The sequence below is a fragment of the Crossiella sp. NPDC003009 genome (assembly GCF_053591555.1).
Map to the genome: position 1 here is coordinate 330,943 of NZ_JBSFUA010000001.1, position 26,700 is coordinate 357,642.

Sequence of the window (26,700 nt, forward strand, 5' to 3'; positions counted from 1 at the left end):
GCCTAGCCGGGCCGCACCTGGGTCCTGGAGCGGCTGAACCGGCGCATGATCGGCCGCTCCCAGCACACGTAGAGCAGCGCGGCCAGCCCGAGCGCCAGCACCAGGCACACCACCAGCACAATGACGCCGAGGCCGACGCTGCCGGGCCCGACGAACTGCTGCAGGCCGTAGGTCACCGTGCCCAGCACCATGCCGTGGGTGAGGTAGAAGGCGTAGGTGGTGTCGCCGAGGAAGACCAGCGGACGGCTGCGCAGCGGGGTGAACGTGTCCTCCACATCCGCCCTGGCCAGCGCGGTGGTCAGCAGCGCCAGCGGCACGATCCACATCGCCACCTGGGTGAACACCGGCGGCAGCCACAGGCTCACCACGTAGCAGGCCACCAGGATCCCGGTGGACATGGCCAGGCCGATGCGCGGGGCCAGGCCGAGCAGCAGCCGCCGGGCGCACAGCATGCCGATCAGGAACTCCAGCGCCCTGGTGGGCGGGAAGTGGGTGGAGAACCACAGCTCGTACAGGCCGATGTCGGTGCCCTCGATGGGCTGCGGCCCGGTCGGGATCACGAAGCGGGACAGGAAGGGGATGGCCAGCCCGACCGCGGCGGTGCCCCAGAACCAGCGGCCCAGGTTCTCCGGCCGGATGCGGTTGATCCAGGTGAGCAGGAACGGGAAGCTGAAGTAGAAGAACAGCTCGCAGCTCAGCGTCCAGCTGACCGCGTTCACACTGGTCATCAGCTGGTAGTTGGGCCACCAGCCGTGCAGCAGCAACAGGTTGGGCAGCCACAGCCACAGCGCGGGCAGCCCGGCCAGCAGCGCGACCACCCCGAACATCAGCACGTGGTTGGGGTAGATCTTGAAGAACCGCCTGCGCCAGAACCGCTTGAGCGTGTCACCCGGCGGCGCGACGAAGGTGAGGATGAACCCGCTGAGGATGAAGAAGAAGGACACCCCGACCGAGCCCATGTTGATGGCCACCGCCCGGTAGCCGTCCTTGACCGCCTGGTCGCCGAGCACGTTGACGAAGATCCCGTGCGTGGCGAAGACCAGCAACGCGGCCACGAACCGCATCCCGGTCAGCGAGGGCAACCTGGCCTGGTGCGGGGAGACCCGCGCGGCCGGAGGCGCGGCAAGACCATCCAATGGACACCTCCGGTACGAGTGCGCGGCTGGCCGCCAACCTAGCCAGCGGTGCTGTCAGCGGGCTTGCAGATCGGTGCGCCCAGACTTCCAGTCCGGTGCCGGGGCCGGGATGTCTAGCCAGGTCAAGGGCGTGCGGGCGGGGCGTGGCCTGGTGCAGGACTGGTGCAGCGGGGCGGGGGATGCCCGCCCCGCTGCCGGTCAGGCGTGGGTGAGCTGTTCCCGGAGGATGTCGCCGTGCCCCGCGTGCCGGGCGAACTCCTCGATCATGGCCAGCAGGGTGAACCGCATGCTGATCGTCCCTTCGCGTGGGATGTCCTTGGTGTCGTCGAGGCTGAAGCGGGCGGCGATCTCCCGTGACCGCTGGCTTGCCCGCTCGAACTCAGCGATCACGTCGGCCAAGGTCTCCTCGTCGGTGACGGCGAAGGTGCCCAGGTCCCGCGCGGCGTATCCGTCGCACTCGGACTCCTCGAGCTCGGCCCAGAACCGCTGGAACCAGATCCGTTCAGCCGCCGCGGCATGCTTGAGCAGGGAGATCGGTGTGGTCAGCGAGGCGACGAGCTTGCGGCGGGCGTCGGTTTCGGAGAGGCCGCGGGCGGTCTCGATCAGGGCTTCGCGGTTGCGGTCGAGCATGTTCTCGATGAGCGCTCGTTCGGTGCCGTTGGTGATTCTGGTGGTGCTCATGGGTTTTCTCCGTTTTTTGGGTGTGGTTGTGACGCGGACAGGGGGGACCCAGCCGGGAGGTGGAGCGGGGTGGGGACGTCGGGGGTCCGGAGTGCTCACCGCGGTTGAGGCGCTGGGAGCGGGTTGACGCGGGCGGGAGTGAACACCGCAGTCGCGATCAGTTGTCGGGCAGATCCGATGAAGGCGCCGACGTCGTCATGGTAGCGCGTCTTGAGGGTGGCCTCGGGGGTGGGGTCGATGCGGCGAAGTAGGCCGACGCTGGGTGCGCGCCTGCCCCGGTTATCGGCGGGTCAACTGAGGCCAGATACCGTGCAGACTCTGGTGACCAAGCGGAGTGGAGTCATGGCGGAGCGTGACATCGGAGGCGGCCTCGATGTGGGATCAGTGGCCGGGCTGCAAGATGGCGGTCTCGTTCGAGTCGCCCAGCAGGAGCAGTTCAGCCTGGGCGCCATGCGCATGATCGCGGCCGCCGCAGGCTGCTCGATCAAGACCCACGAGACCGACTATGACGGGGTCGACCTCACCATCGCCGCTTCCGCCGAGTACGAGACCTTCTACGGCCCGCAAGTCGAGGTCCAGCTCAAATGCACCACCCAGCGGGACCTGCTCAGAGACGATCACCTGGTGTGGTGCCTGGCGCGGAAGCCGTTCCGCAAGCTGACACACCCGAAGCGATACATCCCAGCGCTGCTGGCAGTGGTGCTGATACCGAAAGAGCCGACCGACTGGCTACCGCTCTCGGAAGAGGGAATGGTCAGCCCCTGCCGCGTGTACTGGGAGCATGCTGCGAACCTGGGCACGATCGAGGACGATATGGCCAGCAGGACAGTGCGCCTGCCCAGAAGTAACCTGCTCACTGTGGACGCCCTCAAGGGCATCATGAAGGCGATCGGCGAAGGGGGTCAGTGGTGAACAGCGCGTCGCTCGACAGCTACCGCGACCTCGCGTCGAGCCTGTCCCCTCCGGCGGTCTCGCAGTACCTGGCCACGCACGACTGGCAGTTGGAGACCCGGGACGGCGAGGTCAGGGAGATCTGGCGGTTGCCAGGTGAGCACGGTCTGCTCGGGCGGATCATGCTGCCGCTGGCCACGGACTACGCCGACTTCCCCGAGCGCTTCCGCGACACCCTGCGAGCTCTTGCCACGATCTACGACTGGGACCCGGCCCACCTGGGCGAGCGGATCGCGGCTGCCCGTGCCGACTTGTTCTTCGTCCGGCTCGACCAGGAGATGGCCGACGGGACCATTCCGTTCCGGCAGGCCGAAGCCACGCTGGACGCGCTGCTCAGGATGATGAAGGCCGCCGCGACGACCGCGGATGACCCCACGCACTCGCACCGGGGACGGCGTTCGGCCAGGGTCACTGAGTTCCTGGAAGAGGACATTCGCCTTGGCCACACCCAGCGTGGCAGCTTTGTCTTCACCGTCGTCTCCCGGCTCGGCGATCCTTCTCCCGCCGGGGGGGCGGCGGTTTCCTTCCCGCGCAAGGCGATGACCACGCTGGCCACCGGCCTGCACTCGGCGCGGCAGCTCGCCGTGCGCTGGGACGAGAGGGTGTTGAGCGATCCCGGACGACGTGGGCTCAGTGCCAGCATGGTGGAGTCGCTGCTGGAGCTGACCCAGCCGGAGGGCTTGCGCGCGCTGGACCTGTCCTTCGGGTGGGCGGCCGCCGAGCCGCCACCGGTGGTGGACAGCTCGCACATCATCCTCGACCGCAACGTGATGGCCGGGCTGCCCCGGGTGCGCGAAGCGCTGGTGCGCAACGAGGAGCCGCCGCGCCGGGAGACGCTCGTCGGCGTCGTGCGCACGCTCAACCGGGACGACTCCGCAGACGACGACCAGGATGCCACCAGCATCGTGCTGGCGGCCCATGTCGGCGGGCGGCTGCGGAAGGTGCACGTCCCGCTGACCGGTGCGGACTACGAGTCGGCGATCCTCGCGCACCGGAACAAGCGGCCGATGGTGGTCACCGGAGATCTCCGGTTCGAGCGCGGCGCGTGGCGGCTCACCGGGCAGATCATCGTGCACGCGAGTTTCGCTCGTTAGCCGACCGGCGATGGCCCGTCTGAACGCGTCAGACGGGCCATCGCGAGCGGCTCAGCTCAACGTCTCCCGGACCCGCCGGGCCGCCGCCACCATCCGCCGCAGCGCCGGATCCACCTCCGCATACCCCCGCGTCTTCAACCCGCAGTCCGGATTGATCCACAACCGCTTCGCCGGCACCGCATCCGCCGCCGCGGCAACCAGGTCAGCGACCTCCTCCTCACTGGGCACCCGCGGCGAGTGGATGTCGTACACCCCCGGCCCAACGCCTCGGCTGAAGCCGGTGGCGCGCAGGTCGGTCAGCACCTCCATCTTCGAGCGGGCCGCTTCGATGGTGGTGACGTCGGCGCCCAGGCCGTCGATGGCGTCGATGACCTCGCTGAACTCGGAGTAGCAGAGGTGGGTGTGGATCTGGGTTCCTGGGGCGGCTCCCGCGACCGCGAGCTGGAAGGAACCGACCGACCAGTCCAGGTACTCGGGCTGGTCGGCCGCGCGCAGGGGGAGGAGCTCGCGGAGGGCGGGTTCGTCGACCTGGATGATCCGGATTCCGGCGGCTTCCAGGTCGGCGATCTCCGCGCGCAGGGCCAGTGCGACCTGGTCGGCGGTGTGTGCCAGTGGCTGGTCGTCGCGGACGAAGGACCAGGCCAGGATGGTGACCGGGCCGGTGAGCATGCCCTTGACCGGCTTGTCGGTCAGCGACTGGGCGTAGGCGGCCCACTCGACCGTGATCGGCGCGGGGCGGGTGACGTCGCCGTGGATGATCGGCGGGCGCACGCACCGGGAACCGTAGGACTGCACCCAGCCCAGGTCGGTGACCGCGCAGCCGTCCAGGTGTTCGGCGAAGTACTGCACCATGTCGTTGCGCTCCGGCTCGCCGTGCACCAGCACGTCCAGGCCGATCTCCTCCTGGAGCTTGATCACCCTGGCGATCTCGGCGCGCATCCGCTCGGTGTACTGCGCCTCGGTCAGCTCACCGGAGCGCAGTCCGGCCCGCGCGGCGCGGATCTCACCGGTCTGCGGGAACGAGCCGATCGTGGTGGTGGCCAGCGGCGGCAGGCCCAGCAGCGCGTCCTGGGCGGCGGCGCGTTCGGCGTAGGGCGCGCGGGTGCGGTCGGCCGGGGTCAGCGCGGCGATCTTGGCGCGGACCGCCTCGTCGTGACGGGGTTCGGCGGCGGGCTGGCCGGCCTGGTCGGCCCAGTCGCCGTCCACGCCCTCGCGCAGCGCCTTGCCGACCAGGACGACCTCGCGCAGCTTCTGCCGGGCGAAGGCCAGCCGGGAGCGGACCTCCGGTGCCAGCGCGGTTTCGGCGTCCAGGTCGTAGGGCACGTGCAGCAGCGTGCAAGAGGTGGAGACCGCGACCTCGCGGGCGGCGCCCAGCAGCGAGGCCGAGGTGGCCACCGCCTGCCGCAGGTCGGCCCGCCACACGTTGCGGCCGTCGATCACCCCGGCGACCAGGGTCTTCTCCCGCAGTGCCGGGATGCCGGCGATGCCCTCGGCGCCACCGGCGACCAGGTCCACCGCGATGGCCTCTACCGCGGTGCCTGCCAGCACCGGCAGGGCTGGGCCGAGTGCGCCGTAGTAGCCGGTGACCAGCAGCTTCGGCCGGTTGGGCACCGCGGTGAGCCGATCGTAGGCGCGGGCCAGCGCGGCGAGCTCGGCCTCGGTGCGGTCGGCGGCGAAGGCGGGCTCATCGAACTGGACCCAGGTGACGCCCTCGGCGGCGAGCAGGCCGAGTAGTTCGGTGTAGACCGCCAGCAGGTCGTCCAGCCGGGCCAGTGGGTCCGCGCCCTTGGCCAGCAGGAGGAAGGTCACCGGGCCGAGCAGCACCGGGCGGGTCTCCACTTCCAGGGCCTTGGCCTCGCGGTACTCCGCGATCGGTTTGCCGCCCGCCAGCCAGAACTGGGTGTCCTGGTCGATCTCCGGGACCAGGTAGTGGTAGTTGGTGTCGAACCACTTGGTCATCTCCAGCGGCGGCACCTCGTCGGTGCCCCGCGCGGCGGCGAAGTAGGTGTCCAGGTCGTGGTCCTGCTGGTACCGGGCCGGGACCGCGCCGACCAGGACGGCGGTGTCGAGCACCTGGTCGTAGAAGGAAAACGTGTTGGAGGGGACCGAGTCCAGGCCCGCCTCGCGCAGCTCCAGCCAGGTGGCCGCGCGCAGCCGCGCGGCGGTGCCGAGCAGGGTGTCGCGGTCGATGCGGCCCGCCCAGTACTGCTCCACCGCGCGTTTGAGCTCCCGGCGTGGACCGATCCGCGGATAACCCAGGACGGTGGCGCCGATACCGCTGGTCACAAGCTCTCTCCTCGCGAGCGTGCTGAGGTCCGGACGACCTGCGGGCACACCGGCGGGAGACGGCACGAAGCCGCGTCCGCGCAAGCCCGCCCGAGAGGCTTCCGGACTCCGCGCACCCGGCGGGCGCGCGGGCCGGTGGCAGGTCTTCGGACTCACGGGCGCAGAGCTCGCTCCTACCGGCCGTCGCTTCCCACGCTCAGCGCGCAGTGCTTGATGACGGCTTTCGTTCCCGTTCACCGCTGCGGGGCAGTCCCGGATTCCCACCGGGTTCCCTCTTGCCTCGATCAGCCGTCACCGGCCGGGCGAACCACCAGCGAGGCGAGCGTATCGCAACGCGCGCAACTGTTTCATGATGCGGGAATCACACCGGATCCGAGGTTTTGCGGCGCAGCAGGTAGCTATCCATGATCCAGCCCTTGGCCGCGCGGGCTCGTTCCCTGGTGGCCACGATGTGCTCGGCGACCTCGGCCAGCGGCCCGGAGACCAGGATCTCGTCCGCGGTGCCCACGTAGGCGCCCCAGTGGATGGTCACCCCTGGCTCGTCCCGGTAGCGCAGGAAGGTGTTGCCGGAGTCCAGCATCACCAGCACGTCGTCGACCTGCTCCGGCCAGCCCGTGGCCAGCCTGCGGCCGGTGGTGATCTGCACCGAACCGGCGATCTGGTTGAAGGTGACCCGGTGCCGGGCGGCCAGCGCGGACAGGCTGCTGATGCCCGGCCGCACCCGCACCTCGAAGTCTGCCTCGCCGCGGGCCAGCACCTCCTCGACCACCGCGATGATGCTGTCGTAGAGGGCGGGATCGCCCCACACCAGGAACGCGCCGGTCTCGTCCTCGCCCAGGTGCTCGGTGATCAGCCGCTGGCACACCTCGGCCCGGCGGGAACGCCAGTCCGCCACGGCGCCGGTGTAGGCATCGGCCTCCCGGTGCCGTGGCGGGTCCTCGGCCCTGGCCACCCGGTACCCGCCCTCGGGCAGGTGGGTGTCCAGGATCAGCTGGCGCAGGTCGGACAGCTCGCGGGCCTGACCGGGCTTGTCCAGGAAGAACACCACGTCGGCCTGCCGCAGCGCGGCCACCGCCTCCACCGTGACCTGCCCGGGATCGCCCGCCCCGATGCCGACCACCTCGACCACCCGTGCCACCTGAACCCCGTTCCGTCGTCCGCTGCGGGGACGATTGTGCGGCATCGGGTGCGGCGGGCCTCAGCCCAGGCTGGCCCGGACGGTGTAGCCGTCGCCGGACTTGGCCACCACCTGGATGCGCACCCCGTTGGCGGAGTCGGTGAAGGTGGCCACCTCACCGGGTCCGAGGTCGTAGGGGGCGTTGTTCAGGCCGAGGCCGCCGCAGCTGGTGTTCGGCTGGGCATCCATCACCCGGACCGGGCCGCTGCCGCTGGCGGTGCGGGAGTCGATCCGGTAGATCAGCACGCCGGTGTCGCAGGCCCTGGTGTCCAGTCCGATCCGTTGCCGCACCTCGGCGATGTACGCGGTGCTCGCGCCGTGCCGCACCACCACCGCCTTGGTGCCGGGCTCGGTCTCCACCGGGGTGACCAACTGCTCGATGGTGCCGCCGCGGGTGGCCAGGCAGGCGATCTGGGTGTCGGCCAGCCAGCCCAGCTTCCACTTGTGCCAGGCGAAGTGGTCGGGGGCCGGGCCCCACATGTGCCCCATCACGTCCCAGCCGCCGGTCCAGCCGAACCCGCCGGGCCCGCCGTAGGTGTCGGGCAGGCTGAGCAGGTGCCCGCCCTCGTGGTTGAGCAGGATGTGCCCGTCCCGGTAGCGGGAGGTGGCCAGGTTGGTCTCGGCCAGGATGGTGTTGCCGTCGGCCTGGATGCGCTCGAAGGTGGCGTAGCCGCGGGTGTAGCCGGAGCGGCGGGAGGGCACCAGCAGCAGCGCGTCGGTCTCGGCGAAGTCGAAGTGCGGGTCGGCCAGCGCGACCGCGTTGCGGAAGATGCTGGCCAGCGCCGGATCGTCGGTGACCACGTCCGGCCGGTTGTCCTCGCCGCGCATCAGCGGGTGCTGGCGAGCCTGGTCGTTGAGCGTGGAGGGCAGTCGCAGCCAGCGCTTGTACGGCAGGATGTCCAGGTCGAACTTGCCGTAGGAGCTGGCCGCGTACCAGTTCTCGCTGACCGGGGAGAACAGGTTCAGCTCCGACTCCACCGAGGTGTCGGCGGGCGCGTTGGCGAAGTCGACGAACAGCATCGCCATCTTCACCTTGCCTGCCGGCCGCGGGAAGTTGCGCCAGTCGGTGGGGCCCTCGGAGAGGAAGCCGCCGGGGGAGACCTGGCAGGAGCGGGCCGGGTCGGGCGCGGCGGCCGCCGGGGTGCTGAAGGACAGGGGCAGGGCGAGCAGGGCCGCCAGCGCGAGTGGCAGGCGGCGGGGGTGGAACCGCATGGTGACCTCCGTCAGGGATGAAGGGCGTCTGCCAGCGTGTCGAGCGGGCCGCGCGGCGTCTTCGGTCAGCTGTCGCGGACCCTGGCCGCGGCTGCGACACCTGTCGCGGGATAGCGCCCGGCCAGCCGCCCGAGCTTGAGCGCGGTGTGCAGGCACAGCCGGTCGCCGCCGTCGCGCAGGTCGGCCCCGGTCAGCTCCTCGATCCGGCGCAGCCGGTAGTACAGCGTGGCCCGGTGCAGGTGCAGCCGGGCCGCCGCGACCGGCACGTTGCCGCCGAGGTCGAGGTAGGTCTCCAGGGTGTGCAGCAGGTGCGGGCCCGCCTCGTCGGTGAACAGCCGCTCCAGTCCCGGATGCACCGAGGCCCGGCTCAGCGCGGTCGCCGACAGCTGGCTCAGCAGCCGGTAGATGCCCAGCTCCGGCCAGCGCAGTACCCGGCCCAGCTCGGGCAGGCGGGCTGCGACCCCGGCCGCGTCCAGGGCCTCCCGGACGGTGTCCGCCGCCTCCGCCAGGCACGGGCGGGGCGCGCCGACGCCGACCGGTGCGCGGAGGCTGTCGGCGAACAGCTCGGCACAGCGGGCCGCGGATGCGGGCAGCAACAGCACCTCGTGGTCCTCGAGCCGCAGGCGCAGGCCCGGCCAGCTGCGGATCGGCCCCGAACGCCGCGGACCGGCCACGGCCAGCACGCCGGTGGCCGGGAAGCGGCCCTGCGCCACCAGCAGGCGGGCGGCCTCGGCCCGGACCGAGTGGTCGGTGGCGAGCAGGTCCCGCACCGGGTCCGCCGGCGCGGTGGGCAGGAGCGCGGCGAGGCGGTCCGCGACCAGTTCGGCCAGCGTGACCTCGGCCTCGGACATCGACTCGGTGGCGTCGAGCAACCACAGGAAGCCGAGCAGCGCGTCCCCGGCCCGCACCGGCACGCAGACCCTGGGCAGCATGTTCAACTCGGGGCAGGCCGGCAGGCGCACCGCGCGGCCGGAGTCGAACACACCCCGGCGGCGCAGCCAGTCGGCCACCTCCGGCGCGGCCCAGCCCCGGCTGAGCGAGGCCCGGCGCACCTCGTCACCGGCCTTGTCGTGCGGGCTGGCGGCGAGCAGTTCCAGGTCGGGGTTCTCGATCACGGCCGGTCGGCCCAGCGCCACGGTGAGGCTGTCCACCGCGCGCTGGACGCATGCACGATCACGCATGGCCGAGCACGTTAGTGCTGGTGGGGCAAGGGAATCCGGTTCGGCGGCCAACTGTCTAGAGCTGTCAAAGCGGGGCCGAGCCGCTCGCGCAGCCCGGCCAGCTCCCGGCTGATCACGGTCATCCCTGCGCGCCGGGCGGCCGGGAGCACCGGCGCGGCGGTGGCCAGTGCGGCCTCCGGCTGCCCGGCGCAGGCCCGGCTGTCGGCCAGCCGCAGGGTCAGCAGCACCAGCGAGGGGTACATCCGCGGCGGCACGCTGGCCAGGGAGTGCCGGGCGAACTCGACCGCCCGGTCGGCGCAGCCCCGCTCGCCGGTGCGCGCGGCCAGGTCGCGCAGCCCACCGGCCAGGAAGGAGCTGACGAAGGTCTGGCCCTCGGCCCCGCACAGCCAGGGCGCTTCCAGCTGGTCCCGCTCGTCCAGTCGTTCGGCCAGGGCCAGCGCCTGCGCGGCCAGCCGGTCGAACTCGGCGCGGTCGCCGAGCAGCGCGTAGCCCCTGGCCGCGTGCAGCTGGGCGTGCAGCCGGACCCAGCCGCGCCGGGGATCGGTGTCCCGCGCGGCCCTGGCGAAGGCGATGGCCGAGCCGCCGTCGCCCTCCAGCCGGGCCACCGAGCTCATCCGGGTGTACAGCCCGCACATCGCGGGCACGTTTCCCGCGGCCTGCCCCCAGTCCACGCCGCGCTGGAACCAGGCCATGCCCAGCCCGTGCTGACCGCGCTCCACCCGCAGCCACCCGGCCAGGTCGGCGAAGTGCGCGGCCAGCCCGGCCAGCGCGGTGACCACCGGTTCCTCGGCGGCGCGCATCGCCTCCGCCATCGCGTGCAGACAGCCCTCCACCGCGACGGTGATACCGGTGGTCACGCACTCCAGGTTGATCTGGCTGTAGCCGGCCAGCAGTGCGGCGAACCCGTGCACCACCGCCGCGCCCGGCCCGTCCGGTGGCGCGTCCGCGACGCAGCCGCGGTAGCCGTGCAGCGGGCAGCCGATGCCGTACACCGGGAGCCGGGCCCGCCAGCTGCGCAGTGTGCCGTCGGCGGAACCCGTTGCCAGGCCCGGCAATGGCGGTGGGATCGCCGGTTCCTTCTCGGCCGGGGGCCTGCTGAGCATGGTCAGCTCGCCGCCGGTGCCGAGCAGCTCGTCGGCCCGGCAGGCGAACTCGGCAGTCGGCCGCCGACTGCCGAGCTCGAGCTTGGAGAGGTAGGAGTGGTGGTAGCCGAGCCGGGTGGCGAGCTGGGCCTGGGTGAACCCGGCCCGCTCGCGCCAGTGCCGCAACCGCGCCCCGAACATCAGCACCCGGCCATGGTGCCGGACTCAGGTCACCAGCGGCAGGGTCAGTGTGCTGTCGGTTGTGGCCAGGCGCAGCCGGGTGCCGCCGAGTGGGCGCAGGGTGAAGTCGTGGTCGGTGGCGATGACCACCAGCCCGATCCGCCTGCCCGCGGCGAACACGTGGTCCTTGGGCTCCAGGTCGAACCGCAACAGGTACTCCTGTCCCCGGACCACCCGCTCACCGGCTGACTGCGAGTTCCGGTTCTGCGGGTCGATCCAGCCGCGGGTGACGATCACCGGTGTGCTGCCGGGCGGGCCGTAGTCGACCACAAGCGCGGTGAGGTTGGCGTCGTCCCGGTTCTCCACCGCGACCCGCAGACCGACCTTGGCGATGCCGGACATCCGCGTGGGCGCGTTCAACGCCGCCGACCGGTAGACCAGGCGGTTGCCGTTGGCGCTGTCCGGGTTGGCGATGAGCGTGTTCGCGGTGATGGTGCGTCCTTGGTCCACAAAGGACTGTGCGGGGCCGCCGACGGGTGTGGTGGTCAGTTGTCCCGGTGCGGTGGGGGAGTCCGCGCCCAGGTGGTAGGTGACCGGGCGGGCGGCCGGATCGGGCCAGTCGGCGAGCTTGCGCCAGCCACCGGCGGCCTCCTGCACCTCGGCCATCGGCTCGCGCATGATGCCGGTGTCCTTGCCCTTGAGCCAGTGCTCGAACCAGCGCAGCAGGGTGGCCTGGTAGTCGGTCCGGGACGGCGGTCCGTGGCCGCCGCGGTGCAGCCAGATCTTGCGCGGCACCCCGTGTGCGCGCAACGCCTCCCACCACTGGGAGTACTGCCTGCCGCGCACGTTCCAGTCGGACTGGCCGTGCATGACGAACACGCTGGCCTTGACGTTGCCGGCCAGCCGGGTGTAGTCGCGCTCGGCCCAGAAGGCGTTGAAGTCACCGGAGATCCGGTCCTGCCGCCGGGTCAGCTCGGCGATCTCGTCGGCGCAGCCCGACCTGGTGAGCACCGCCTTGGCCAGCGCGTCGGCGTCCTCGCCCTGCCAGCCGCCCGGCGCGACCACCAGGCCGTTGGCCCGGTAGTACTCGTACCAGTTGGCCTGCGCGGCGATCGGCACGATGGTGCGCAGGCCGGGCACGCCGGTGGTGGCCACCATGTTCGGCAGCGTGCCGTTGTAGGACACCCCGGTCATGCCGACCGCGCCGGTGCTCCAGCTCGCGCTGACCGCCCGGCCACCGGCGTCGAAGCCGCGAGCCCGGCCGTTGAGCCAGTCGATGACCGCGCGGGTGCTCAGCGCCTCCTGCTGGTCGCCGCTGGTGGGGCAGCCCTCGGAGGCGCCGGTACCGATGCTGTGGCCCAGCACCACGGCGTAGCCGCGCGGCACGAAGTAGTCGTCGAACCAGCCGGGCAGGTCCGGCACGGCCTTGCGCACCAACGGATCCGCGTCCGCCCGCGTGGCCGGGAACAGGCCCTCCTGGGGTAGCCGGTCCACGTTGACCGGGTGGAACGGCACCTTGCCGAGCCCGGACCGGTAGGGGCTGTGCTCGAAGATCACCGGCACCTTCGCTGAACCGGATGGCCGGGCGATGTCGATCGCGATCCGGTCCGGCCGACCGTTCCGGTCACTGTCTACTGTGGTCTCAACGTAGACCCGCTGTTCGATGACGGCTGGCTGGTTCGCGCTCGCCGGGGCCGTGCCGAGCAGCGTGGCCCCCATCGCGAGCACGAGCAGGGACGATCTGGTTCGCATGCGGACCAGGCAAGCACGCGAAACTGGGTCTGGGCTTTGGACAGCTGTCGCGTCTACTATTCGGCAACTGTGAACCGATAGGTGCTCCCTATGGAATTTCGTCAGTTGCGGTCCTTCGTGGTGCTGGCCGAGGAGCTGCACTTCGGCCGGGCGGCGGCCCGGCTCGGCATCGCCCAGCCCTCGCTGAGCCAGCAGCTACAGCAGCTGGAGACCGAGCTGGCCACCACGCTGGTGCACCGGACCAGCAGGCACGTCACCCTCACCGAGGCGGGCGAGCTGCTGCTGCGCGGCGCGCACCGCACGCTGGCCGAGGCCGAGCGCGCGGTGGACGCGGTGCACGACCTGAAGGCGGGACGGCTGGGTCGTCTGGTCATCGGATCACTGGGCGCGGGGCTCAACGGCCCGCTGCCCGGCGTCATCCGGCGGCTGCGGCAGGCCAACGACAAGGTGACCGTGGAGCTGCGCCAGTTCAGCGACAGCGCCTCGCAGGAACGCGGCCTGCTGGACGGCACCCTGGACATCGCGGTGCTGCGTCAGGTCGCCGGGGACCGCGCGATCGTCACCCGGCAGCTGCTGACCGAGCCGTTCCTGGTCTACCTGCCGTCCGACCACCGCTTCGCCGGACGCGCGGAGCTGCGGCTGGCCGAGCTGGCCGAGGAGACCTTCGTCAGCTGGCCCCGCCACCTCGGCCCGTCATTCCACGACCTGGTCACCGACGCCTGCCACCAGCACGGGTTCACCCCTGCGATCGAGGGCCTCGGAGACAGCCTGGTGGCCCAGCTCGCGCTGGTCGCCGCCGGGGTGGGCGTGTGCGTGCAGGCGCTGTCCAATGCCACCCTGCGGCGCGAGGGCACCACGGTGGTTCCGTTGCGCCCCAGCGACATCACCGCCCAGCTGCACCTGGCCTACCGGCACTGGCACCACGACACCCCGGTGGTGGACGCCTTCCTGGCCTGCCTGCCCCGGCTCAGCTGACCCGGTCGCCCGCGCAGCGGAAACCGAGGTGGCCGGAGCTGCTGTCCGGGGTGTTGCGGGTGCGCGCGGCCACCCGATAGCGGTTGCAGTAGCTGCGGTGGCACAGGTGCGAGCCGCCGCGCAGGACCCGGCCGTCCTGCCAGCGGTCCGCGCACCACTCCCAGACGTTGCCGACCGTGTCGTAGAGCCCAAAACCGTTGGGCAGGAAGGCGTGCACGGGCGAGGTGCCGCGGTAGCCGTCCTCGGCGGTGTTGTGCAGCGGGAACTGGCCCTGCCAGATGTTGCAGCGGTGCACGTCGTCCGGGGTCAGCTCGTCGCCCCACGGGTAGCGGCGGCGGTCAAGTCCGCCGCGGGCCGCGTACTCCCATTCGGCCTCGGTGGGCAGGCGTTTGCCGGCCCAGCGGGCATAGGCGTCGGCATCCCGCCAGGACACGTGCACCACGGGGTGGTCGCCGCGCCCGGCCAGTCCGCTGCCCGGTCCTTCGGGTGCGCGCCAGTGCGCCTGCTCGACGGCGTGCCACCACGGGGCGTCCGCGACCCGCGGGGTCTCGGTGTGCGGCAGGAACCCGGCGAAGACGTAGGACCAGCCGAAGCGCTCGGCCTCGGTGACGTGGCCGGTGGCGGCGGCGAACTCGGCGAACTGGTCGTTGGTGACCGGATGCGCGTCGATGGCGAAGGGGGACAGGCGTACCTGGCGGACCGGGTTGCTGTCCTCCTCCTCGGCACCCATCCAGAACAGGCCACCGGGCAGCTGAACCATGGTCATCTCGACCGCTGGCTCCAGTCGATCCGGCCGGTCACCGCGGCCAGGTCCACCGTGACGTGTGCGTGCTCGAAGGTGCGGGTAAAGGTGTAGCCGTCGCGCACCGCAGGCCCCTGTGGCGGGCCAAGCGGTCGCTCCAGCTCCGGGAACGGCTCCAGCGGGCCGTCCCCGGCCTGCCAGCCGCTGCCGTAGCGGAAGTAGCTGTGCGCACCGGCGGCGACCAGGAAACAGGCCAGCGGGAAGGTGATCCCCGCCCGCAACGACAGCGGGTCAGGCCGGCCGGAGTCCGGCCAGCCGCAGAAGGCGATGAACTTCCCGTACTCAGAGTCCACTGTGGACATCAGGTCGAGCTGGGCGGCCAGCTCCGCGGCCGTGTTGAGCTTGGGGCCGGTGATCCCGAAGTGCTCCAGCATGGTGGCGTCGGCGTGCGCGAGGAAGCTCTTCCCGCTGTCCGCCCATGCCTTCGGCTGGTGCTCGACCCCGTTACACAGCAGCACTTTCCCGGCGGGCAGTGCCGCGCGCAGGGCCGGGACCAGCTTGCCGATGCCCGCGGTGACCGCCTGCTGCTTCTCCGCGCCGACGATCTTCGCCAGCCGGGCGGTGCCCATGGCGAACCGCTTGACCCCGTCGACGAAGATCCCGTCATAGCCCCGCTTGAGCTGAGTCACCGCCTGCTCGATCCACCAGTCCCGAACGTCCTGTTTGGACAGGTCGTAGGCGCGCGCGTCGGCATTGCCCTCGATCGGCTGCCAGGGCTGACCGTCGGTCTGCTTGAGGGTCCAGGACGGGGGCAGGTCGGCCAGTGCCGCATAGTGTTCCGGGTAGGCCACCGCGCTGTTCCAGTAGTAGTAGACGTCAGGGGCCGGGTCGCGCTGCTTGAGCTGGTTCAGCGCGCGGGCGCTGGCCCGTTCCGCGGCCTGGCGCTCGCTCGCACCCTGGGTCTTCTCGATGGTGATCACCGAGTACCGCCGCGCCAGGAAGTCGATCTCGCTGGCGGTGAAGTCGGTGCGCTTGCCCAGGTGGCCGTACACCGGCACGGTCTGCCAGTGCGCCGAGGAGGCCGGTGCCAGGCCGGGGAAGGCCACGGCGAACGCGCCGGCCTTGAGCAGGGTGCGACGGCTCAACATGCGGCCGAGACTAACTTTTCCCGGCCGCGCCCAGTCCTATCGTTGGATCGCCGCCGCCTATCGCCGACCGTCCATAGGCGACACCTATCGAACCAGAGCACACGGCCGGTAGCCACCGCCCGGCGTTGTTCCTAGCCTTCCGCCATGCCCGCAGCGCAGCGCCCCAACATCGTCCTGGTCCTGGCCGACGACCTCGGCTACGGCGACCTCGGCCGCTGCAACGGCCACGCCTCCCGCACCACCGCGCTGGACCAGCTGTGCGCCGAGGGCATCGCGCTCACCCAGCACTACTCGGCCGCCCCGGTGTGCGCACCCGCCAGAGCCGCGCTGCTGACCGGCCGGTACCCGCACCGCACCGGCGCGATCGACACCCTCGAACTGCGCGGCCTGGACCGGCTGGCCCTGCGCGAGCGCACCCTGGCCGACTCGCTGGCCGCGGCGGGCTACCGCACCGGCCTGGTCGGCAAGTGGCACAACGGCGCGCTGGACGAGCGCTACCACCCGAACCGGCGCGGTTTCGCCGAGTTCACCGGCTTCCGCGGCGGCTGGCAGGACTACTGGCGGTGGCGACTGGAACGCAACGGCGTGCCCTTCACCGCCGACGGCAGGCACCTCACCGACGTGATCACCGCCGAGGCGGTCAGCTTCCTGCGCCGCCACCGCGGCGAACCGTTCTTCCTGCACGTGGCCTACAACGCCCCGCACTTCCCGTTCCAGGCCCCGCAATACCTCGTCGAGCAGTTCAGCCGGCCCGGCCGCAGCCGCGCGGTGGCCACCATCTACGCGATGATCCACCAGCTCGACCACGGCATCGCCACCCTGCGCGAGGAGCTGAGCACGCTCGGCATCGCGGACAACACGATCTTCCTGTTCTCCAGCGACAACGGCCCGCAGCTCGACGGCGCCGGCGAGGAGTCCACCCGGCGGCACAACTGCGGCCTGGCCGGGGCCAAGGAGTCGGTGCACGAGGGCGGTATCCGGGTGCCCCTGCTGCTCAGCTGGCCGGACGGCCTGCCCGGCGGTGTGCGGTCGGATGTGTTCGCGCACTTCACCGACTGGTTCCCGACCCTGGTCGCGCTGGCCGGGGCACAGCTGCCCGAGGGCGTGCGGCTGGACGGGGTGGACCTCGCCGGCGCGCTGCGCGGGCAGGCCGCGGCCGACCAGCCCGCCCGGTTCTGGCAGTGGAACCGGCTGCGGCCGCTGGGGCACTGCAACGCGGCCATGCGGGACGGGCGCTGGAAACTCGTGCGGCCCGCGCTGGCTGCCGCGATGGGCCTACCCGCCAGCGAGCTCGACCTCGACGCCGACCTCAAACGACATCCGGAGCGGTATCCCCATGCGCTGGAGGCTGCCCTGCCCGAACCGCCCGACTGCGGCGAACCCCCGCGCCCGCAGCTGTTCGACCTGCTCGCCGACCCCGGCGAGGAGCACGACCTGGCCGCCCGGCACCCCGCACTGGTCGCCCGGATGGAAGCCGAGCTCGGCGCCTGGTTCGAGGACGTGGAACAAGACCGGAGGTCCATTCGTGACTGCTGACCCGCCGCCCCGCAACTACACCATCCTGGTGGCCCTGCTCGGCGCGTTCCTGGACGGCTACGACCTGATGATCATCTCGGGTGCGCTGCTGTTCATCAAGGTCGAGCTCCAGCTCTCCGCCGCCCAGATCGGCTGGATCGGCGCGATCGCCTTCGCCGGCATGGTGGCCGGCTCGCTGGTCTTCGGCAGGCTCACCGACCGGATCGGCCGGGCGGGCGCGTTCACCTTCGTGCTGGTGCTGTTCGTGATCGGCTCGCTGGTCTCCGCGCTGGCGGTCACCCCGCTGATGCTCATCGCCGGTCGCGCGATCGTCGGCCTGGGCATCGGCGCCGACCTGCCGGTCAGCACCACGCTGATCGCCGAGTCCGCGCCCGCGCACCGGCGGGGCGCGCTGACCGGGCTGATGCAGGTGTTCTGGTTCGCCGGGGCCGCGGCCTCCGGGCTCGCCGGGATCGGCCTGTACGCCTTGTTCGGCGCGGACTCCTGGCGGTGGATGCTGGGCAGCGCGATCGTGCTCGCGGTGGTGGTGCTGATCATGCGGCGGCGCATCCCGGAGAGCACCTCCTGGGTCGCCGCCCAGCGGCCCGCCGCGGCGACCCGGCCGCTGCGCACCCTGCTTTCGCCCGGCATCCGGGCCGCGCTGGTGTTCTCCTGCCTGTTCTGGTTCCTGGTCACCGTCCGCGGCGCGGGCTACAACCTCTACACACCAACGTTCCTCAACGAGATCGGCCTGTCCGGGGTGACCGTCTCGCTGTGGCTGAGCACCGCGGTGAACGTGGTCAACACGCTGGCCGCGCTGGCCGGGGTGCGCTACCTGGACCGGATCGGCCGGCGCCCGATCATCCTGTGGTGCTGGGCGATCCCCACCGCGCTGACCTTCGCGCTGGCCGCGATCAGCGACGGCCAGGCCACCACCATGTTCGTCATGATCATGGTGTCCGCGCTGCCGCTGCAAGTGCTGGCGATGGCGCTGTTCGCGCTGTCGGTGGAGCCGTTCCCCACCCTGGTGCGCGGCACCGCGCAGAGCCTGTCCTCGGCCAGCGGCAAGGCGGGCGGCTTCCTCGCGGTGCTGGCCTTCCCGCCGCTGCTGGCCGCGCTCGGCTGGCGGGACATGACCCTGCTGCTGGCCGCCGTGATGACCGCGGGCCTGATCCTCGGCCTGCTGCTCAAGATCCCGGAAACCCGCAACCGCAGCCTTGAGTCCATCGAGGCCGAACTGACCAGGAGACAACCATGAGCAGGAGCCCGCACCGGTGGCCGGCGGCCGCGCTCGCCCTCGCCGCCGCCCTCGCCGTGCTCAGCGCCCCCGCGCAGGCCCGCCCGGCCGCACAACCGGGGCCAGGCACCAACTTCGTGGTCGACGACCCGTTCACCTCGCCGCGCGCCCGGTGGTGGCGGACCGACCGCTTCGGCCTGTTCCTGCACCTGGGCGCCTACACCCAGTTCGAGGGCGTGCACACCTTCCCCGACGGCAGCACCTGCGAACCCGACCACGCCGAGCACATCTGGAACAAGTGCGGCCTGTCCACCGAGGTCTACGAGGAACACGCCCGCAAGTTCAACCCGGCCGGTTTTGACGCGGACGCGATCGTGCGGCTGGCCAAGGCGGCGGGGCAGCGCTACGTGGTCTTCACCGCCAAGCACCACGACGGCTACGCGATGTGGCCCACCAAGGTGAACACCTTCAACCTGCGCGACATGTCCGCCTTCGACCGCAACCGCGACCTGATCGCCGAGCTCAAGCAGGCCACCGAGAGGCACGGCCTGGACCTCGCCCTGTACTACGGAGCCTGGGACCTGCACGATCCCGACTACGCCGACCTGGCCACCAGGCCGAAGTACATCGAGCGGATGAAGGCCCAGCTCAAGGAGCTCATCACCGGCTACCGCCCCAAGATGCTCTGGCTGGACGGTTCGGGCCGCAGCAACTCCGGCTGGACCGAACAGGACGGTCTGGTCATCGAACCGTACCTGCGCGAGCTCGACCCTAAGCTGCTCATCAACAACCGCGCCCGCGGCACACAGTCCTATTTGGACGGTGACTTCACCACCCCGGAGAACACCCTGCCGGACCAGCCGGTCACCGGCGTCCCCGCCGAGACCTGCATGTCCATCAACGGAACCTGGGGCTACTCGAAGAACGACACCGACTTCAAGTCAGCGGCCGAGCTGACCCGGCACCTGCTCACCGCGACCAGCCAGGGCGGCAACTACCTGCTCAACGTCGGCCCCGACGCCAACGGCCGCATCCCGGCGGCCGCGGCCGCCCGGCTCACCGAGGTGGGCCAGTGGATCCAGGGCAAGGGCCACAGCAGGGCCATCTACGGCGCGGGCGGCACCGGCCTGGTCGCCAAGCCCGCCTGGGGCACGGTCACCCGTGCGGACAACCTGCTCTACGCCGCCGTCCGGGACTGGCCCACCGAGGGCAGCGCACTCGAACTGACCAAGGTCGCGCCGTTCTCGGTCACCAGCGCCAGGGTCCTCGGCAGCGCCCAGCCGGTCACCGTGGCCGACACCGGCGACCGCGTGCGGATCGCGCCGACCGGCAAGCAGACCAACCCGATCGCCACGGTCGTCGAGCTCACCATCGAACAGCCCCCGACCAGCCAGCCCGGCGACGGCACCGGCCTCACCGCCGAGTTCTGGACCAACCCCAACCTCGAAGGCGTCCCCGCGGTCACCCGGACCGACCCGGCGGTCAACTACGACTGGCGACTGCTCGGCTCACCCGCGCCGGAGATCCCGGCAGGCGCCCACTCCGCCCGCTGGAGCGGCACCATCAGCGTGCCTGCCACCGCGACCTACGAGTTCATCGCCGTCTCCCCGGACGCGGTCCGCCTGACCGTCAACGGCACCGAGCTCATCGGCGCGAACACCAAGTACGAGAAGAGCTACAAGCAGACCGTGCCCAACTCCTACGTCCGCCTGGGCCGCGTCCACCTGGCCGCTGGAGCCGCGCACCAGATCACCTTGGAACACAAGCAGAACAGCGGCATCGCGGCGATGAAACTGTTGTGGGCCAGCCCCTATCTCGGCCAGCAGGTCATCCCGGCGGCCTGGCTCAAGCCGAGGGGATGAGCGGCCACCGTCGCCGGGCGGCACCGCCCGCCCGGCGACGGCCGGACTACAGCCGGATCGACTTCTTGTTCATGAACTCCTCGATCCCGGCCGGGCCCAGCTCGCGGCCCATGCCGGACCGCTTGATGCCGCCGAAGGGCAGATCCGCCTGCGACCCACCGGCGCTGTTGAGGTAGACCATGCCAGCCTCGATCCGCGCGGCCACCCGGCGCAGCCGCTCCGGATCGGTGCCCCACACGCTCGCGCCGAGGCCGAACGGCGAGTCGTTGGCGATCGCGATCGCCTCCTCCTCGGTCTGGGCCTTGAACACCAGCACCACCGGGCCGAAGATCTCCTCCCGGTAGGCGTCCATCTCCGGCGTGACATCGGTCAGCACGGTCGCCTCCAGGTAGGCGCCCGGCCCGTTCACCCGGCGGCCGCCGGTGCGCAGCGTGGCGCCCTGCCGGACCGCCCGCTCGACCTGCTCGGCCACCTCGTCCGCCGCGGCCACCGAGGCCAGCGGCGGCAGCTTCGTGGCCGGGTCCGCCGGATCGCCCGGCAGGTAGAACTCGGCCACCCGCTTGGTCATCCGGTCCACGAAGTCGTCGTAGAGGTCGGCCATGACGATCATGCGCTTGGGCGCGTTGCAGGACTGGCCGCAGTTGCGCATCCGGGCCGTGGCGGTGGCCTGCACGGTCGCGTCCAGGTCGTCGGTGTCCAGCACGATCAGCGGGTCGGAGCCACCCAGCTCCAGCACCGCCTTCTTCAGGTTCCGGCCGGCCTCCGCGGCCACCGAGATGCCCGCCGCCTCGCTGCCGGTCAGGGACACGCCCTGGATGCGCGGGTCGGCCAGGATCGAGGGCACCTGCCTGCTGGCGGCCAGGGTGTTGACGTACACGTCGTCCGGGACGCCCGCGTCCCGCAGGACCTGCTCGATGGCCCGTGCCGAGCGGGGGCAGATGGAGGCGTGCTTGAGCAGGATGGTGTTGCCCAGCACCAGGTTCGGCGCGACGAACCGGGCCACCTGGTAGCAGGGGAAGTTCCACGGCATGACACCCAGCAGCGCGCCCAGCGGCTCCTTGGTGATGACCGCCTGGCCGCCCCGGATGGTCAGCGGCTCATCGGCGACGAGCGCCGGACCCTGCTCGCCGTAGTAGGTGAAGATGTCGGCGACCACGCCGATCTCGCCGCGGCCCTCGCTGATCCGCTTGCCCATCTCCAGCGTCATGATCTCGGCCAGTTCGCCTGCCCGCTCGGCGAACAGCTCCGCCGCCCGCAGCACGATCGCGGCTCGCTCCTGCACCGGCCGGAGCCGCCAGTGCGCGAAGCCGCGGTGAACCCGCTCGATGTCGGCGCGCACCTCCTCGTCCGTCGCGTTCGGGACCTGCTCGAGCACTTCGCCCGTAGCCGGGTTGGTGACCGTGTACATGCGACGCCAGCCTCCGTTCGCCACGCGATAGGGAGACCTAACGTATACCGTATGCAGACGGCTGTATACCACTGCTGCCGGTTGTGTCCGCCACACCGGCCGGGTGGCAGGATCACCCGGTGACCACCGTCCCGCAGCCCTCAGCCCGGTTCGAGCAGGTGCGCACCGCCGCCGGGCTCAGGCCGGCCGAGCCGCCCCGGCGCATCCGCAGCCACTCCAACGACACCTGGGCGGTCCAGGACGAACGGCTCGGCGCGGTGGTGCTGCGGGTGTCCTGGCGCGGCGACACCGCCCGGATCGGCCGCGAGGTCGCCGTGGCCGCTCAGCTGCCTGCCGAGGTCAGATACCCGGAGGTCCTCGGCCACGGCGTGACCGGCGAGCTGGCCTACTCCCTGACCCGCCTGACGCCCGGACGGCCACTTGACGAGTGCTGGCCCTACCTGCCGGTCGGTCAGCGCCGCGCCGCGGTGTCCCAGCTGGCCACCATGCTGCGAGCGCTGCACCAGTGGACCACACCGCCCGAGCTCACCGGCCTGCTGCTGGCCCGGCCCTACCAGCCACCGGACCGGGTCACCGCCCTGCTCGGCGCGGACCTCACCCCACTGCCGGCCGACCGGGCGGTAGAACTGGCCCAGCACGCCGCTGACCAGCCCGGACAAGACCCCGGCCTGCTGCGCGCCGCCGCTGAACTGCTGATCCAGCTGGCCCCTGCCGACCGGTCGGCAGACGACCCGGCCGCCCACGGCCTGATCCACGGCGACCTCCAGCTGGGCAACCTGCTCTGGTCCGAACAGGGCGAACTGACCGTGCTGGACTTCGAGTGGACCCGCTTCGGCCCACCCCTGCTGGACCTCCAGCGACTCTGCGACCACGCCGACACCGACGCGCTGACCGGCGTCGACACCCACCCGACCGTGCTGCGCTGGCTGGAGCCGGACTACCCGGCGGCCTTCACCGGCCCGCACCCCGCGACCCGGCTGCGGCTCTACGGCCTGGCCTACACCGTCCGCGACCTGCTGGTGAACCCACCGGACCACGCCCGGCAGTCCCGGCTCCGGCGCTTGGTCGAGGACGCCTGGCCCGCGCCGGGTGCGCTGCCCGACTCGCTGACCCGCTGACGCACCGGCCGGTCATGAATCGAGGAGCAGCAAGCGAATCCGGCAGTTCCACCGCCGGCGCAGCAGGAACCTGCCATCTGGCTGAGCTACCTGCCGCTGTTCCCGTTGGCGCTGCTGCTGTTCAGCGGGCTGTACCTGTTCGCATTGCCCTGCACCGCCAAGTCCCGCGCCGCTGGTCGTACCGCGCAGGCCGAATGACACGTCGCGGATGGTGACTAAGCTGTCCCTGTGCGTATCGGGGACATCATCGCCGGCCGGTACCAGCTCGAGGAAGCGGTCGGAGCGGGTGGCATGGGCCAAGTGTGGCGAGCCACCGACCTGGAACTACGCCGGGTGGTGGCGGTCAAGCTGACCAGCACCGGCGACAGCGAGGAGACGCGCCGGGAGGCCAGGATCGGCGCGGGTGTGCACCACCCCAACGTGATCTCGGTCTTCGACGTGGTCACCGAGGACGAGCGGCGCTGGCTGGTGATGGAGTACCTGCCCTCGCGCAGCCTGGCCGAGCTCTGCCAGGAAGAGGGTCCGCTGGCGCCGGACCGGGTGGCCCGGATCGGCGCGCAGATCGCCACCGCCCTCTCCGCCATGCACGCCAAGGGCATGGTGCATCGGGACATCAAACCGGCCAACATCCTGGTGGCCGAGGACGGCACCGCGAAGCTGACCGACCTCGGCATCGCCAGCTGGCACCACGTCACGCTGACCGGGACCGCGCGCAGCGCCGGAACCCCCGGCTACCTGGCCCCCGAGGTGCTCGCGGGCCTGCGCGCCACCCCGGCCTCCGACGTCTACGCCCTCGGCGTGGCGCTGTCCGCGGCGGTCGAGGGCCACCCGCAGGCGGACAGCCGGCTGACCGGCGTGCTGGCCGCGCTGACCGAGGAGGACCCGGCCCGCAGGCCCGCCGCGGACAAGGCCGCGCAACAACTCCGGACCTACGACGCGCGGCGGATCTCCCGGCGCGCGCTGGCGGCCACCGCGCTCGGCGTGGTCGCGGTGCTGGGCGCGGCCTTCGCGCTCACCTCGGCCGGACCGGAGCCCGGGAACCCGACCCCGGCGCCGGGCACCGCCGCGCAGCCGCCCGCGGACAGTTCGGGCTCGCTGCTGTTCGGCATCGGCGACCAGCTCAACTCGGTGCTGGCCACCGAGCTGGTCCGGGAGACCCCGGTCCGGATGCTCACCACGAACTACCACAAGCCCGGCGACCTGAACCGGCTGGCGACCTGGCGCGAGACCCTGGTGGCCGACGCCTACGCCCAGGGCTACGCGCTGCACCTGAAGGTTTCCGTCTGGGAGACCGACGATCCCGAGCTGCCGGTGCAGACCAAGTACGGCCCCGCCTGCGGCCGGATGCACCCGCTCTCCGCCGACTTCCCCCGGCACATGCGCGCACTGGCCCGCGCCTTCGCCGGCGCGGCCAACGGGCCGCCGCTGTACGTCACGATGTTCCAGGAGGTCAACAAGTTCGCCTGCGTGGACGGCGCCTACGCCGCCGATCCGGGAACCACGGCGTACTACCGGGCGCTGATGGACCGGTACCTGGAGGTCAAGGAGATCTTCAAGCAGGAAGCGCCCAACGCGAAGGTCGCGATGGGCTGGGACGCCTGGCAGGGCGGGCGGGACGAGCCGAAGACCGGTGGCGGCCGGTCCATGTTCGGCCACTTCGCCGACGTGCTGCGGGTCTCGGACTTCCAGTCGGTGCTGGCCACCGAGCCCGACGGCAACGTGGACGACATCCGGCAGTCGGTGCGCGTGCTCAGCGCCTACGGCCCGGTCATGGTGGCCGCCTACGGCAACAAGCGGACGCCGAGCGAGATCGTCGACCGGGACATGCGGGAACTGCTGTCCCCGCAGTCGATCGCCGATCTCGCCCGGCACCGCGTGTTCGCCTGGAACTTCAACAACGAGCGGGTCCTGCTGGAAGCGGGCAGGCCCACCCTGGACTACGTCAAGGAAGTGGTGCGCCGTGCGGGCCGTGAGCCCAAGTAGGCGTCACTGGTACACCCGCACCCAGTCCACCTCGAACACCGCGGGACGCAGGCCACCGGCGCCGGTGAAGTTGTCCAGCTGGATGTTCAGGTGCCCGGAGGGCATCGCCTGGATGTCGCCCCGGTCGGCGCCCGCGCCGCCGGAGTAGCGGAACCACTCGACCCCGTCCACGTAGCCGACCAGCGCCTGCGAGGTCCACTCGAAGGCGAAGTTGTGCCACTGGGTCATGTCCAGCGGGCACAGGTCCTTGCGTTCCTTCTTGTCGGTCGGGCTCTTCGGGTAGTGCAGGAACGCGGTCAGGCACTGGGCGTCCGGGTTGGAGTACTCGACCCAGTCGTACTCGCCGTTCTCCAGCCGGTTGCCCGCGGTAGGCCAGATCAGGTGCAGCGGGTGGTAGAGCCCGCCGCTGGGGCCGATGTTGCGCGAGCGGGAGCGGATCTCCCACTTGCCGTACTGCTCGTCCCGCTTCTGCCGCAGCCAGCCGGTGTCGCCGTTGGCCTCACCGCGCATGGTCAGCATGCCGTCGGCCACCGTGCTGTTCTTGGCGCAGCGGCGGCCGTTCTTGGCGTGGCCTTCCCAGCAGCCCGCGGTGCCGCCGACGTTGCCGGAGGGCACCGCCCACTTCGCCGGGTCCACCGGGCCGGTGTAGTCGAACTCGTCGGAGATGGGCAGCGGGGTGCCCCAGCCGTTGCGCACCGCGGCCTGGGTCTGGTCGGCGGGCTGGTCCTGGCCGTGGGTGACGCGCAGGCCGTAGATCTTCACCTCGCCGTAGTTGCCGCTGTCGCAGGAGGAGGCGTTGGTGCAGTTGGCCTGGGTGTAGGCGCCTGCCTTGAAGTAGCCGCCGGTGAACTTCTTCGCCAGCGTGGCCTTCAGCTGGCCGTTGTAGTAGGCCTTGATCTTGCCGTCGCTGACCACGAACCTGGCCTGGAACCTGGTGCCCAACTGGTAGCTGTCGGTGATCAGCGTGTGCTTGTTGTCGCCGTCGGTGAGGTAGAGCTTGCTGCCCTCCAGCCGGAAGACCGAGACGTCGTCGGAGCCGTCGTGGATCTGCCCGGCGACCACGTTCGGCCTGCCCTTGGGCGCCGCGGTGATGGCCTGGTCGATCACCATCTCGTGCGTGCCCGAGGTCGAGGACCAGCTGGCCTTGTTCCGGCCGTTCATCTCGCGCAGCTCGGAGCGCGGGTAGTTCGAGCCGCTGGTGGTGACCCCGTTGACCGCGGCCCGGAACTGCACCGCGGTGCAGTCCTCGGTGGCGCGGAACCACGGGTCGATCGAGTAGGTGGCCAGCGCGGGCTGTTCGACGTTCTTCGGCTTCTCGGGTTCGCCGATCGGCAGGCCGATGTACCAGTTGCTCAGGTCCAGCACGTCGGCCGGGTAGCGGCACTCGCCCCCGCTGCCGCCGTCGGCCCCGTTGACCACGGTCTCGGTGATGCTGGTCCAGTTGTTGACCGTGTTGCCGTGCCCGACCACGCGCAGGTACCGGGCCGAGGCGTCGGCGAAGTCGTAGTTCTGTGGCGCGAGAGTGCTGCCACTGCTGGTCTTCCGGGTCAGCACGGTGGTCCAGGACGAGGCGTCCTGGGACAGCTGCACGTCGAAGGTGTCCTGCCGGGTGTCGCCCTTGTGCCAGGCGATCGACACCGATCCCACGGTCTGGGGTGAGCCGAGGTCGTACTCGATCCACACGCCGTCACCCTCGCCGGACCAGCGGGTGGCCGGATCGCGGTCGAGGGTGTTGGCGGCGACGTTGCCGTCGTCGGAGAGGGCCCTGACCCCGCTGACGGGCAACGGAGAACCCGTCGCCGCGGCGGCGGGCAGGTGCACCCCGCAGACCCCGACCGCCAGCGCCCCCACCAGTAATGCGCGGGAAGCACGATGAGTCAACCGCATCGCAACCTCTATTCATGTGAGCGGACTACCGGCGGGCAGAGTGCCAGCACCGCGCCGGGATCGGTCCCAGGCGACATCTTCAGGATTGCGACA

The 26,700-nt window shown here is 71.3% G+C and carries 20 protein-coding genes and 1 riboswitch; of the genes, 8 read left to right on the forward strand and 12 right to left on the reverse strand.

Translation table 11 applies throughout. The features are described 5' to 3' along the window. Nucleotides 1-2 precede the first annotated feature (2 nt). Nucleotides 3-1,136 (reverse strand): acyltransferase family protein, encoded by a 1,134-nt coding sequence (locus ACWDY5_RS01545; protein ID WP_449720417.1) that lies wholly within the window; start codon nt 1,134-1,136, stop codon nt 3-5. A 198-nt stretch (nt 1,137-1,334) separates the two neighbouring features. Then, nucleotides 1,335-1,817 (reverse strand): DinB family protein, encoded by a 483-nt coding sequence (locus ACWDY5_RS01550; RefSeq protein ID WP_449720418.1) that lies wholly within the window; start codon nt 1,815-1,817, stop codon nt 1,335-1,337. A gap of 342 nt (nt 1,818-2,159) precedes the next feature. Here ACWDY5_RS01550 and ACWDY5_RS01555 point away from each other — a divergent pair, with 342 nt between their 5' ends. Next, entirely contained in the window at nt 2,160-2,729 is a 570-nt protein-coding gene (locus ACWDY5_RS01555; RefSeq protein ID WP_449720419.1) for a DUF4365 domain-containing protein, read from the forward strand. Further along, entirely contained in the window at nt 2,726-3,862 is a 1,137-nt protein-coding gene (locus ACWDY5_RS01560; protein WP_449720420.1) for a hypothetical protein, read from the forward strand. The genes ACWDY5_RS01555 and ACWDY5_RS01560 overlap by 4 nt, the downstream gene beginning before the upstream one ends. Before the next feature lie 51 nt (nt 3,863-3,913). Here the strand turns inward: ACWDY5_RS01560 and metE are convergent, their stop codons facing one another. From metE to ACWDY5_RS01590, 6 genes are all read right to left on the reverse strand, one after another. Further along, nucleotides 3,914-6,148, reverse strand: a complete 2,235-nt coding sequence (metE, locus tag ACWDY5_RS01565; protein WP_449720421.1) for a 5-methyltetrahydropteroyltriglutamate--homocysteine S-methyltransferase — start codon at nt 6,146-6,148, stop codon at nt 3,914-3,916. A 120-nt stretch (nt 6,149-6,268) separates the two neighbouring features. Next, nucleotides 6,269-6,475, reverse strand: a riboswitch (cobalamin riboswitch). A gap of 34 nt (nt 6,476-6,509) precedes the next feature. After that, the gene (gene cobF, locus ACWDY5_RS01570; protein WP_449720422.1) at nt 6,510-7,331 is read right to left on the reverse strand and encodes a precorrin-6A synthase (deacetylating); all 822 of its coding nucleotides are present in this window, start codon (nt 7,329-7,331) and stop codon (nt 6,510-6,512) included. A 15-nt stretch (nt 7,332-7,346) separates the two neighbouring features. Further along, nucleotides 7,347-8,537, reverse strand: a complete 1,191-nt coding sequence (locus ACWDY5_RS01575) for a hypothetical protein (RefSeq protein WP_449720423.1) — start codon at nt 8,535-8,537, stop codon at nt 7,347-7,349. A gap of 65 nt (nt 8,538-8,602) precedes the next feature. Then, a complete protein-coding gene (locus tag ACWDY5_RS01580) occupies nt 8,603-9,718 on the reverse strand; it encodes a PucR family transcriptional regulator (protein WP_449720424.1) in 1,116 nt (371 codons plus the stop codon). A gap of 11 nt (nt 9,719-9,729) precedes the next feature. After that, complete coding sequence (locus ACWDY5_RS01585; protein ID WP_449720497.1) at nt 9,730-11,001, reverse strand: helix-turn-helix domain-containing protein; 1,272 nt, start codon at nt 10,999-11,001, stop codon at nt 9,730-9,732. Nucleotides 11,002-11,025: 24 nt separating this feature from the next. Next, nucleotides 11,026-12,732, reverse strand: coding sequence for a Xaa-Pro dipeptidyl-peptidase (locus ACWDY5_RS01590; protein ID WP_449720425.1), 1,707 nt, complete (start codon nt 12,730-12,732; stop codon nt 11,026-11,028). A gap of 90 nt (nt 12,733-12,822) precedes the next feature. Here ACWDY5_RS01590 and ACWDY5_RS01595 point away from each other — a divergent pair, with 90 nt between their 5' ends. After that, nucleotides 12,823-13,707 (forward strand): LysR family transcriptional regulator, encoded by an 885-nt coding sequence (locus tag ACWDY5_RS01595; protein ID WP_449720426.1) that lies wholly within the window; start codon nt 12,823-12,825, stop codon nt 13,705-13,707. Here the strand turns inward: ACWDY5_RS01595 and ACWDY5_RS01600 are convergent. Together ACWDY5_RS01600 and ACWDY5_RS01605 are read right to left on the reverse strand one after the other, a co-directional pair. After that, nucleotides 13,700-14,467 (reverse strand): formylglycine-generating enzyme family protein, encoded by a 768-nt coding sequence (locus ACWDY5_RS01600; protein WP_449720498.1) that lies wholly within the window; start codon nt 14,465-14,467, stop codon nt 13,700-13,702. The genes ACWDY5_RS01595 and ACWDY5_RS01600 overlap by 8 nt on opposite strands. Before the next feature lie 2 nt (nt 14,468-14,469). After that, nucleotides 14,470-15,597: a putative glycoside hydrolase gene (locus tag ACWDY5_RS01605; protein ID WP_449720427.1), complete on the reverse strand. Its 1,128-nt coding sequence runs from the start codon at nt 15,595-15,597 to the stop codon at nt 14,470-14,472. Between the two features lie 144 nt (nt 15,598-15,741). On the opposite strand from ACWDY5_RS01605, the gene ACWDY5_RS01610 reads away from it, so the two are divergent. Genes ACWDY5_RS01610 through ACWDY5_RS01620 form a run of 3 tightly spaced genes read left to right on the forward strand, consistent with a single transcriptional unit; the run spans nt 15,742 to nt 20,211 of the window. Further along, nucleotides 15,742-17,133 carry a sulfatase-like hydrolase/transferase gene (locus ACWDY5_RS01610; protein ID WP_449720428.1) on the forward strand — a complete coding sequence of 464 codons (1,392 nt, stop codon included), beginning with the start codon at nt 15,742-15,744 and terminating at the stop codon, nt 17,131-17,133. Next, entirely contained in the window at nt 17,123-18,370 is a 1,248-nt protein-coding gene (locus ACWDY5_RS01615) for an MFS transporter (protein WP_449720429.1), read from the forward strand. Before ACWDY5_RS01610 ends, ACWDY5_RS01615 begins: the two co-directional genes overlap by 11 nt. Continuing rightward, a complete protein-coding gene (locus ACWDY5_RS01620) occupies nt 18,367-20,211 on the forward strand; it encodes an alpha-L-fucosidase (RefSeq protein ID WP_449720430.1) in 1,845 nt (614 codons plus the stop codon). Before ACWDY5_RS01615 ends, ACWDY5_RS01620 begins: the two co-directional genes overlap by 4 nt. A gap of 46 nt (nt 20,212-20,257) precedes the next feature. Here ACWDY5_RS01620 and ACWDY5_RS01625 read toward each other — a convergent pair whose 3' ends face one another. Continuing rightward, nucleotides 20,258-21,619, reverse strand: coding sequence for an NAD-dependent succinate-semialdehyde dehydrogenase (locus ACWDY5_RS01625; protein WP_449720431.1), 1,362 nt, complete (start codon nt 21,617-21,619; stop codon nt 20,258-20,260). 119 nt (nt 21,620-21,738) lie between these two features. On the opposite strand from ACWDY5_RS01625, the gene ACWDY5_RS01630 reads away from it, so the two are divergent. Together ACWDY5_RS01630 and ACWDY5_RS01635 are read left to right on the forward strand one after the other, a co-directional pair. Further along, nucleotides 21,739-22,737, forward strand: coding sequence for an aminoglycoside phosphotransferase family protein (locus tag ACWDY5_RS01630; protein ID WP_449720432.1), 999 nt, complete (start codon nt 21,739-21,741; stop codon nt 22,735-22,737). A gap of 228 nt (nt 22,738-22,965) precedes the next feature. Then, entirely contained in the window at nt 22,966-24,720 is a 1,755-nt protein-coding gene (locus ACWDY5_RS01635; RefSeq protein WP_449720433.1) for a serine/threonine-protein kinase, read from the forward strand. Between the two features lie 3 nt (nt 24,721-24,723). Here ACWDY5_RS01635 and ACWDY5_RS01640 read toward each other — a convergent pair whose 3' ends face one another. Further along, nucleotides 24,724-26,571, reverse strand: coding sequence for a polysaccharide lyase family 7 protein (locus ACWDY5_RS01640; protein WP_449720434.1), 1,848 nt, complete (start codon nt 26,569-26,571; stop codon nt 24,724-24,726). Nucleotides 26,572-26,700 lie beyond the last annotated feature (129 nt).